The 9973-nt window shown below is 64.8% G+C and carries 8 protein-coding genes; 3 read left to right on the top strand and 5 right to left on the bottom strand.

What is annotated here, in order from left to right; translation table 11 throughout:
* Nucleotides 1-213 precede the first annotated feature (213 nt).
* Nucleotides 214-1293: an NAD(P)-dependent alcohol dehydrogenase gene (locus tag C1878_RS08830; RefSeq protein ID WP_114601267.1), complete on the bottom strand. Its 1080-nt coding sequence runs from the start codon at nt 1291-1293 to the stop codon at nt 214-216.
* A 180-nt stretch (nt 1294-1473) separates the two neighbouring features.
* Nucleotides 1474-3057: an MATE family efflux transporter gene (locus tag C1878_RS08835; RefSeq protein WP_199519317.1), complete on the bottom strand. Its 1584-nt coding sequence runs from the start codon at nt 3055-3057 to the stop codon at nt 1474-1476.
* A 347-nt stretch (nt 3058-3404) separates the two neighbouring features.
* Between C1878_RS08835 and C1878_RS08840 the strand changes: the two genes are divergently transcribed.
* A complete protein-coding gene (locus C1878_RS08840; protein WP_114601235.1) occupies nt 3405-3905 on the top strand; it encodes an RNA polymerase sigma factor in 501 nt (166 codons plus the stop codon).
* Complete coding sequence (locus C1878_RS08845; protein ID WP_114601236.1) at nt 3886-4992, top strand: DUF4179 domain-containing protein; 1107 nt, start codon at nt 3886-3888, stop codon at nt 4990-4992. The genes C1878_RS08840 and C1878_RS08845 overlap by 20 nt, the downstream gene beginning before the upstream one ends.
* A gap of 153 nt (nt 4993-5145) precedes the next feature.
* Here C1878_RS08845 and C1878_RS08850 read toward each other — a convergent pair whose 3' ends face one another.
* On the bottom strand, nt 5146-5400 hold the full coding sequence (locus C1878_RS08850; RefSeq protein WP_080143013.1) for a GlsB/YeaQ/YmgE family stress response membrane protein: 255 nt from the start codon (nt 5398-5400) through the stop codon (nt 5146-5148).
* A 136-nt stretch (nt 5401-5536) separates the two neighbouring features.
* Nucleotides 5537-6403 (bottom strand): LysR family transcriptional regulator, encoded by an 867-nt coding sequence (locus C1878_RS08855; protein ID WP_114601237.1) that lies wholly within the window; start codon nt 6401-6403, stop codon nt 5537-5539.
* A gap of 224 nt (nt 6404-6627) precedes the next feature.
* Between C1878_RS08855 and C1878_RS08860 the strand changes: the two genes are divergently transcribed.
* Entirely contained in the window at nt 6628-7536 is a 909-nt protein-coding gene (locus C1878_RS08860) for a DMT family transporter (RefSeq protein ID WP_114601238.1), read from the top strand.
* Here C1878_RS08860 and C1878_RS08865 read toward each other — a convergent pair.
* Nucleotides 7533-9590 carry a hypothetical protein gene (locus tag C1878_RS08865; protein WP_147272925.1) on the bottom strand — a complete coding sequence of 686 codons (2058 nt, stop codon included), beginning with the start codon at nt 9588-9590 and terminating at the stop codon, nt 7533-7535. The two genes, C1878_RS08860 and C1878_RS08865, sit on opposite strands and share 4 nt — an antisense overlap.
* Nucleotides 9591-9973: the final 383 nt, after the last annotated feature.

Raw genomic sequence — 9973 nt, forward strand, 5'->3', positions numbered from 1 at the left:
GCAAGTGCCCGCCGTAATGGGTGCATGTAAAATTATGCATATGCACAATTTTGGTACGAACGGGACGCTCCGCTCGAACGCCCCGTCGTCCCTCGGACCGCGGCGAGGGACGCGGAAAGCCGCCGCCCTTCGAAGCCGCCCGGCCGCCCGGGCCCACGCAGAAACGCCCCGCGAAAACGCGGGGCGCCAAAACGATGTTCCGCCTGATCGAGCCTACTTCATCTTGACGACCGGCTTGATGGCCGCACCCGTGCGGGAATCCTCGAACGCCTGGTTGATGTCGTCGAAATCGTAGTACCTCACCAGCTTGTCGAAGGGGAAAAGCCCCTGGCAGTAGTAGTCGACCAACTCGGGAATGAACAGCTGCGGCACGGTGTCGCCCTCTATGACGCCCGTCATCGTCTTCCCCTCGGCCATGATCTCGCCGAACATGTCGATGGTCATCTCGGGCGTGATGCCCACGATGGCCACGGTGCCCAGCGGGCGCAGCGCGGCCAGGCTCTGATGGACGACGGAGGGGACGCCGGTCGTCTCGACCGCATAATGGGTGCCGGACCCCGTAACCTTCCCGATCTCCTCCACCACGTCGACTTCGCCGCCGTTGAACGCATAGGTGGCACCCAGCTCTTTGGCCAGTTCAAGGCGGTTCTCGTGGACGTCGACCGCGATGATGGTCTTGCATCCCGCGATCTTCGCCGCCATAACGGCGCTGAGCCCCACCGCCCCACAGCCGTACACGGCGATCGTGGAGCCGAACTCGGGTTTGAGGCGGACGAGCACCGTCCCGCTTCCCGTCTGGATCCCGCAGCCCAAGGGGCCGAGCAGCTCCAGCTCCACGTCCTTCCTCACCTTCACCACGTTGCGCTCGTCGGCGACGGCGTAGGTGCCGAACGAGGACTGGCCGAAGAACGTGGCCACCTTCGTTCCGTTCTGCTCCAGGCGCTCTATGCCCTCGGAGCCAAAGTTCAAGGCGTTCATCTCCTCGCACGTGGAGGGATGGGCGGATCGGCAGTTCTCGCAATGGCCGCACGACGAGTACGAGAGCACCACGTGGTCTCCCGGCTCGACGGTCTTCACGCCGTCGCCCACCTGCTCGACAACGCCGGCCCCCTCGTGCCCGAGGACGATCGGATAGGGAACGATGCCGTTGTCCCGTGCGACGGCATCCGTATGGCAGACGCCCGTCGCCGCTATCCTCACCAGCACCTCGCTGTCGCGCGGCTTCGCCAGCTCCACTTCCTCGATCTTGAACGCCTCGCCTTTGTCATGGGTGACGGCAGCTTCGATTTTCACGGCATGCTCCTTCTCGATCGCGCGGATACGGGCCATTCGAAGATACGCGTACCATGCTAGGCTCTTGCGAGCCGCGCGCACCGTCGCGCCGTCGACCGGCGGCAACCCCCGCCTGTGCGGGCGTGGAGCGCCGCGGGGCGCGCGGCGGGCGGCAAGAAGGGCGCGGCGAGCGGGTAGACGCTACGAGGCAGGTTCTGCGGCCGCGAGCCCCTCCCGCGCCTCCAGCTTGCGCAGCCGGCGCCACTCCACCGCCAGAAACGAAACCACCAGCAGCGTGGACGTGATGTCGGAGAGCGAGGGCGCGAAGAACAGGCTCTGCAGGGGCGTCATGGGCAAGACGAGCGGCAGCACGTGCGGGCTCGCCAGCAGAAGCGGGATGAAGAACAGTATCTGACGCGTGAGCGTGAGCAGCGTGGCCTTGAGCGCCTGGCCCGTGGCGTCGAAGTAGTTCGCACCGATGAGCGCCACCGGCAGGATGGGTATGAATACCAGATAGGCTATGAGCGCCCACGCCGTGGCGTCCAGATAGGCCTCCGGCAGGCTGAACAGGTGCGCGTACATATCGGGCAGGAACAGCACGGTGAACCAGAGCGGCACCGTGATGGCGATCCCCAACAAGATGCCCTGCCCCAGCGTGCGCTTCATGCGGCCGAATTTCCGCGCGCCGTAGTTGTAGCCGATGATGGGCTGCGCGCCCATGGCGATGCCCATGGACGGCATGATGGTGAACATGCCCACGGCCGAGAGCACCCTCATGACCGCCAGCGCCCCGTCGGAGCCGAGCGGGTCGGCGGCGCCGTAGGAGAGCAGCAGGTTGTTCATGATCATGTTCGACACGGCGAAGCCCAGCTCCATGACCGAGGGGGCCACGCCGAGCGCGCAGATGCGCAGCGCCACGCGCCACTTGATGCCCAGCGCCTCGCGCCGCAGCGGCATGGGCGAGCCCTTCTTCAGGAAGAACTGCATGACGAAGGCGGCCGAGAGCGCCCACGAGCACACGGTGGCCAGCCCCGCGCCCATCATGCCGCCGTCCAACACGATGATGAAGAGGTATCCCAGCACGATGTTCGCGCCCGTGCCCACGAGCATGGAGCCGAGCGCGCGGTTGGGATGCCCCGCCGTGCGGATGAAGTTGTTCATGCCGAACGCCACGAACTGCAGCGGGCAGCCCGCCACGATGACCGTCATGAAGGCGCGCGCGTGCGGCAGCACCGCGTCGTCGGCGCCGGAGGCGCGCAGGATGGGATCGAGCGCCAAGAAGCCGACGATCCAGGCGACGACGCCCGCGCCCAGAAGCAGCACCAGGCTGTTGCCCAGCACGCGCTCGGCCACGCGCTTCTTGCGCTCGCCCAGCTTGATGGCCGCGAGCGCGTTGCCGCCCACGCCCACGAGCATGGCCACGGCCACCATGAACGTCATGGCGGGGTTCGCCACCGTCGTGGCCGCCAGCCCGTTCTCCCCCACCGCGGCGCCCACGTACACGGCGTCGATGACGTTGTAGAGCGTCTGCACGAGCACGCCGAACACGGCCGGTATGGAGAACTCCAGCAGCAGTTTGAGCGTGCTGGCCGTGCCCATGCGGTCGATCTTGGCGTCGCCGGCGCGTTGCTGGTCCGTGCGCTTCACGGGCACGGCAACCTCCAAGTCGCCCGTGTCGAGCGCCGGACGGTGCTCGAAGGGCACCTCGGCCGCGATCTGCTGCTCCCGGTGCAGCTCTCCGTTTTCCGCAGCGGCTTGCTGCGGCTGGTTCCTCTTCTCCTCCATCGCTGCGTGTCCCCACTTGATGCGCACGATCCTGGCAGCGCCCTGGAAGGGCGCGCGATCGTTTGGATTTCCCGGGTTGTCCCGGCAGACCAGACAGGTGGCGGCGGAGCTTCCCCGAAGGGCTCGACGCCGCACCGGCTCGGGTCATCCCGAGCAGAGGCAAGTATACGGGAGCGCCGCGGCCGGGACAACCCTCGAGCGGGCTTTCAACGGCGGTCGACGCACGTTGTTTCGGAAAAAAACGCGCTATGCTGTCAGGAAACCCCTTCCCGAATCGTATTGCAGGTGAAGCGACGTTGCTCGAAACCCCTCCGGCGGCAGCCGGGCAAGAGAAGGATCGGAAGCGAATGGAAGCGAGAAAACCAAGCGAGGCGGAGGCCGAGCGGCTGGTCGAGACCTACGCGGACCTCATACTGCGGCTGAGCTACACCTACCTGAAGTCCACGCACGACGCGGAGGACATCTGCCAGACGGTGCTGCTCAAGCTTATGAACGGCAAGCAGCGGTTCGTTGGGCCGGAGCACGAGAAGGCCTGGATCGTCCGCACGACGGCGAACGCCTGCAAAGACGCGCTGCGCAGCGGCTTCAGGAAGCGCACGGTCGCGCTGGACGAAGCCCCCGAAACGGAGGCGCCCGGCGAACCCGACTCCGACGTGATGGACACCGTGATGGCGCTGCCGCAGAAGTACCGCGAGGCCATCTACCTGCACTATTACGAAGGATACTCCGTTCGGGAGATCGCGAGCCTCACCGGACGGAGCGAGGCGGCCGTGAGCGCGCACTTGAGCCGCGGGCGCGGGAAGCTTCGCACGATGTTGGAAGGAGCTTATGGTGAACAGGGAATATAACAAGGCGATGGACGGCCTGCGGTTCTCGCCCGAGGCGAAGAAGCGCATGACGGCCAATCTGGCGGCAGCGCAGGAACGGGAACAGGCGGCGCGGCCGAAGCCGGACGCCTACGCGGTGCGCGGCGGCAAGCGCCGCTGGCGCTACGCGGCGGCGGTCGCCGCAGCGGTGGTGCTGGTAGCGGGCGTGGGCGGCGTTGCATCTGCCACCGGGAACCTTATGGGCATGGGCAACGTCTTCGACGACCTCTTCAACGGCCCGCCGGCCCAGACCGAGGTGGTCGACAAGATCGGCCGGCCCATCGGAGCGAGCGCCACGTCGAACGGCGTGACCGTGACGGCCGAGGCCATCATCGGCGATAGGACGAACTACGCCGTCGTGTTCAGCATCGCCAAGGACGACGGGACCGCGTTCGAGGGTATCGAACCCTTGGAGAACGGCGTTTTGCCCCTCGGGTTCGAAAGCGGCAGCAGCGTCCACATAGACGGCACGATGTCGGGCGGAGGCGACGGGCGCTTCTACGACGCCGACCCGTCCGACAACGCCATCCAATACGTGGAGCGGATGTCCGTCACCGCGATCGGCAGCAGCATCATCGGGCATACGGCACGCGTTAACTTGAGCGACCTGAAGATGTACGGCGGCGACGGCAGCACTTCGCATGTCGTCGCCGAGGGCGAGTGGAACATGAAATTCGCCGTCGATTACGAGGACACCTCCGTCGACCTGCCCGCCGGAGGGGCCATCGAGGTGAGCGGCATGGACGCGACGCTCGACTCCGCAACCGTGTCCCCCATCGCCCTTACGCTGGAGTATACGGTGCATGAGGTTTTGAACTGGGAGGACCAGGAGTCCGGTCGCATGTCGGATCACAACCAAGACGAGATGGACCGCTTCCTCGACCCCTCCGTCACGCTGAACATGAAGGACGGTACGACGGTGGAGATCGACGCGCTGCGGGGCGCCGGAGGGACGCGCGAGAATACCAACTCCACCTCCTGTAACAAGAGCATCATGTTCGACGAGTTCCTGAACCTGAACGACGTTGTCTCGATAACGATCGGCGGCACGGAGCTGCCTCTGGCATAGCGCGAAGGGCAGCTCGAGGCGGACGAAGCGCACTCTTCGCCAAGTGTTTCAGGAGCAGGGCGTCGACCTACGCGAAGCGGGCCGGACCCCGATGGGTCCGGCCCGCTTTCGGCTCGACCCGTCCCTGCGGCGGGTCGATCGGCTTCAAGCGCCTTAAGAGGCGGTTCTCCTCGTGACGAGGTTGATGAGGGCGATGAGCACCACCGACCCTATCAACGCCACCACGAACGACCACAGGTTGAACCCGGTGAATCCCTCCGCGCCGAAGAAGCTCATGATGAAGCCTCCAATAAGCGCTCCCACGATGCCGGTGACGATGTTCTTGACCAAGCCGCCTTCCGACTTCATGATCATGCCCGCCACCCATCCGGCGAGCCCGCCGATGACGATCCACACGATGATGCTCATAATAGTGCTCCTTTCCGAGGAAACGGTACCTGCCCAGCATAGGGAAGCGCGGCGCACCCGAAGGCCGCAGGTGGGAACCGTATCCTGGGCGTTGCACCTTCGTGATGCAGTCGCACAAAACGAAGGCCGGCCGGATTCATCGGCAGTCCAGATACTCCAGGAAGCGCTGGGTGGCGAGCGAGGCCGCCTCGCGGGTGCGCAGGACCAGCCCGATGGTACGGAAGACCGGCTCGTCCAGCGGCCTGGCCACAATACGGTACGGCGCGCGCCGCAAGATGAGCTCGGGCAGGACGCTCACGCCCAAGCCGCTCTCCACCATGGCCATGATGGCGTAGTCGTCCCACGTGGTGAAATGGGCGCGCGGAACCAGCCCGTCGCGCTCGAACACCTCGGACACCGCCGTGCTGTCCCCCTTTTCCAGCAACATGAACGGCTCCTCGCACAGCTCGGCGGCCGACACGCTCGCGCGCGAGGCGAGGGGATGGCCCTCGGGGAGCACCGCCAGCAGCTCGTCGCGGTCGAGCGGCAGCACCTCCAAATCGGCGCGGGCCGGCAGGCGCAGGAACCCGCAGTCCACGCGGCCCTCGCGCACCCATTCCTCAATCTCGCCGTAGTCTCCCAGCAAAAGCTCGTAGTCGATGTTCGGATAGTCTTTCTGGAACGCGCTGATGACGTTCGGCAGCCAATGCGTGGCCACGCTGGAGAACGTGCCTATGCGGATAAGGCCCGATTGCAGGCCGTTCAGGTCGTCCACCTGCGCCTGCAGCCGGGCATGCTCGTCGCACACGCGGCGGACGAGGGGCAGAAGCCTCGTGCCCTCCGACGTGAGGCGCACGCCGGCGCGTCCGCGCTCCAGCAGCGCCACCCTCCACTCCCGCTCCAGGTCGGCAACCATGCGGCTCACGCCCGACTGGGAGTACGACAGCGCCTCCGCCGCCTTGGTGAAGCTCCCCAGCTCAACCGTGGCGACGAACGCCTGGTATTTCTGGATGCCCGCGTCCATGATCCCCTTCCTTTCCTCCCGGTCCGCACGCTTGCAGCGCATGCAATCACACCGCGAACCCCCTGCCCGCGGTGCAATTTCCGCGCATCTTCCGGCTGCTTGCCGACTGGTTTTGTTCCATGCAATTTTATCATGCTAAGCATGATAAACATTCGCTTTTGTGCTGATTGTTTCTATGAGAAACTATCGCGCGGCAACAAGCGAGGCGAAAGGGCGAGACGACGGTGGCGAAGGATTACGGGAAGTACGTGGGGGCTTTGCTGCTGTTCGGCAGCAACGGCATCGTGGCGAGCGGCATAGCGCTCGCCAGCTGCGAGATCGTGCTTCTGCGCACGCTTTTGGGCAGCCTGCTTTTGGTTGCGCTGCTGGCCGCCTCGCGGCGCGGGATCACGTTCCACCGCCATCTGCGCGACTTCGCCTGCCTCGCCGTGTCCGGTGCGGCCCTGGGAGCCAGCTGGCTCTTCCTGTTCGAGGCCTACCGCCACGTGGGCGTGGGGGCCGCTTCGCTCGTGTACTACTGCGGGCCCATCATCGTGGCGGCGCTGTCTCCGTGGCTGTTCCGCGAGCGCCTCACCGCGACGAAGCTCGTCGGCTTCGGCCTGGTGCTCGTCGGCGTGCTGCTGGTGAACGGCCAGGCGCTCGGCGCGGGGGCGTCGGGATGGGGCCTGTTCTGCGGAGGCATGTCGGCCGTTATGTACGCGGTCATGGTCGTTTTCACCAAGAAGGTCCGACAGGTGGAGGGCTTGGAGAGCTCGGCGTTGCAGCTCGTGTTCAGCTTCGTGGTGACGGCCCTGTTCATGGGCGCGACCGGCGGCCTGTCGGTGCAGCTCTCGCCGACCGACTGGGCCCCCGTCCTCGTGCTGGGCTTGGTGAACACCGGCCTCGGCTGCTTCCTGTACTTCTCCGCCATGGGCGGCCTTCCCGCGCAGACCGTGTCGGTGTGCGGCTATCTGGAGCCGCTTTCGGCCGTGGTGCTGTCCGCGCTTCTGCTGGGCGAGCCCTTCTCCGGCGCGCAGGCCGCCGGCGTCGTCCTCGTGATCGGCGGAGCCGCCTACGCCGAATGCGGAAGCAAGCTGCGCCTTCCTCGCATGCGGCGCGGCCGCGAAGCGGCCCTGCGAGGCGAAGCGGTCTAGCGCATGCTGTCGCGCTTGCGCCGCCTCAGAATCAGACTCGCCCCAAGTCCCGAGATACCGATAGCCAGCAAAGACGCGGCGAGCGGAAGAACGGGGCCGTCTCCGGTTCGGGCAAGCCTTTCGACAGAACCGGAAGGATCGGCAGAACCGGCAGAGCCGGCAGGATCGACGGGGTCGGCGGCGTTTGCCGAATCGGCATGCACGACCAAGGTGCCCAGCTCCTCCGCCGCGGGGATCGCGTAGTTGCCCGCGTCTGCGCTGCCGTTGAAGTCGTAGCTCCACGTGTTCGTCGCGCTGCCGAGATCGGTAAGGGTGCCATCGGTCCATATGTCCATGGTCTCGCCGTTCGGAAGCGCGATCTGCCTGGTGGCGCCATCGTGGGCGAAGGGCACGCCGCCAACCCGCGCGTCGAAAGCAGCCCGGCCGAGGTACACGGTGCCGCCCGCGGTCAACGGGGTGCCTTCATAGCGCTTCGTTGCCGAGTCGGTCACGACGTAGAGCTGGGCCGGAGTCACCTCGAGCTCGCCAAGGCTTTCTTCAGCTATCCAATAGTCCTGGGCATTGATGTCGTTCCAGTCGATCTCGTAGGCGTTCTCCGAAGCGCCCGCGTTGATCTGGCTGCCGGTCGCGCGCACATAGGCCGTCTCGCCGTCCGCAAGCGCGACGGGCGTCCAGCTTGAAGGATCGGAATCGTCCGTGAAGGAGAACGGGATGTCGCTTGCGGGCACGGCTCCCTTGTCCACGTTGACCGATCCGCCCGCGTTCAGCTGCGTGGCGTCGTACGCCTTGTTGGCGCCGTTCGTGCTGATGGCCAATATGGCCTTCACCACCCGGAGGGTGCCGTAGGACGTGGTGTCGAACGCGTAGTTGCTTTGAGCGACGCCGGGGGCCCATTCGATCTGGTATCCGTTCGTCGACGATCCCGCCAAAGTCTGCGCACCGATCGTGCGGAGATAGGCGGCGTCGCCTCCTGCCAGCGTCACTCTCGTCCAGTCGGTTGGCGTAGTGCTGTCGGAATAGGAAAAACCGATGATGTCGGTAGAGGTTCCCCTGCCCACTTCGACCGTTCCCGGCATAGTAAGGGGGATGCCATCGCGGATTTTCATAGCCCCTTGCGTGGTGATGGCCAGCCTGGCCGGCGTCACCTGCAAGCTGCCCAACGCCCCCTCGGTGATATGGTAGTTCGTCGGCTTGATCGGATCTACCGGGTTGGTGGCGAGGTCGTATTGGCAGCCGTTCACGGTTGCCGGGTTCTCGACATCGGTCACCGTGCCGGTTGTCCAGAAATCGCCGACTTCGACGGAGCCGGTTCCCTGACCGCCGTTCACCAGGGTGACGGAAGTCTTCGTACCCGAAGAGCTCGACCAGTGGTCGATCGGCGTCTTGGTACCGGCCTTGGTGCCGTTCAGCACCTCGACGGTCCCGCCCGCGGTAAGCGGAGCGGCATCGTAGACCTTGCTGGCGCTGTCGGTTGTTATCGCAACCTCGACAGGGTTGATCTTGACCTTTATGTCGATGAATGAAAACGTCGAGCCTGCCCTGCTGATGGTTCCATTGATGTTGTAGGCAGAAACCTGCCCATTATCCATGAGCACGTCCTCGAATGCGCCCAGGAAGGATTGCAACGGCTGCTTGACGCCGTCAACGTCGTCTTGGACGGTAACGGCGCCGCCATCGATTGCTGCAACGGTTCCTCTACGGCTGATTGCCGGATAGACGTTCGCGGCTTCAAATCTGATTTGGTCGTATACTTCCAAATGCTCGACGCCGATGATGGTGACGCCGTGCCCTGTCGCATCGTACACGCCCTCGTAACCTACGATGGTAAAATCCATCGACGAACGCGTCCCCGCGTTTTCGGCAGCGGTCACCTCCGGAGTAACGGCATCGGGCGTTTTCGAACCCTCCGAGACGGGAGGGTCCAACAGGGCGCTTTGGCTGGAGCACGCCTGGATAGCCGGTGAAACGACGAGACCGGCTTCTTCCCTGTATGGAGAGGCGCCTTCCAGATCTTGGTCGGCAATCGCCTCTTGCGGCACCGGAGCCTCGGCCACCGCCTCGGTTGCCTCTGCGGAAGCGGGAAGGGCGTTTGCGCCAAAAGCGGGGTATCCTATGCTCGCCGTTAAGGCGAGGGCTAGGGCTGTGCACAAGGCTCTCTTACCCATAGTCTTTCACCGAGCTTTCTCATCGCCGTCCGTCACGTTCGGTGTTCGATAGGCGCGATTATAGCGGGGCGGTATCGAACATGGAATAACGCACGAAATGAGAAATAAGTTGATGCTTTTTGACATGATCGTGCCCCACAGGTGCGGGTTATAGGCCAAAACTTGTACCCAAATTGAGGTCATAAAGCCTGACCAGCGTTCGATAATTTGTCTCTACAGTTGAATCGCATCAACTGCGCACTCGGTCAAAACGTGTACCCTAAATGCTCTTG

Origin of the sequence: Gordonibacter sp. 28C, from assembly GCF_003339845.1 — a bacterium.
Taxonomy (GTDB): Bacteria; Actinomycetota; Coriobacteriia; order Coriobacteriales; family Eggerthellaceae; genus Gordonibacter.

Coding starts and splice junctions, on each gene's coding strand:
- C1878_RS08835 (WP_199519317.1), bottom strand. CDS start 3,057: ATGGAGGAGAAGAGGAACCAGCCGCAGCAAGCCGCTGCGGAAAACGGA.
- C1878_RS08840 (WP_114601235.1), top strand. CDS start 3,405: ATGGAAGCGAGAAAACCAAGCGAGGCGGAGGCCGAGCGGCTGGTCGAG.
- C1878_RS08845 (WP_114601236.1), top strand. CDS start 3,886: ATGGTGAACAGGGAATATAACAAGGCGATGGACGGCCTGCGGTTCTCG.
- C1878_RS08850 (WP_080143013.1), bottom strand. CDS start 5,400: ATGAGCATCATCGTGTGGATCGTCATCGGCGGGCTCGCCGGATGGGTG.
- C1878_RS08855 (WP_114601237.1), bottom strand. CDS start 6,403: ATGGACGCGGGCATCCAGAAATACCAGGCGTTCGTCGCCACGGTTGAG.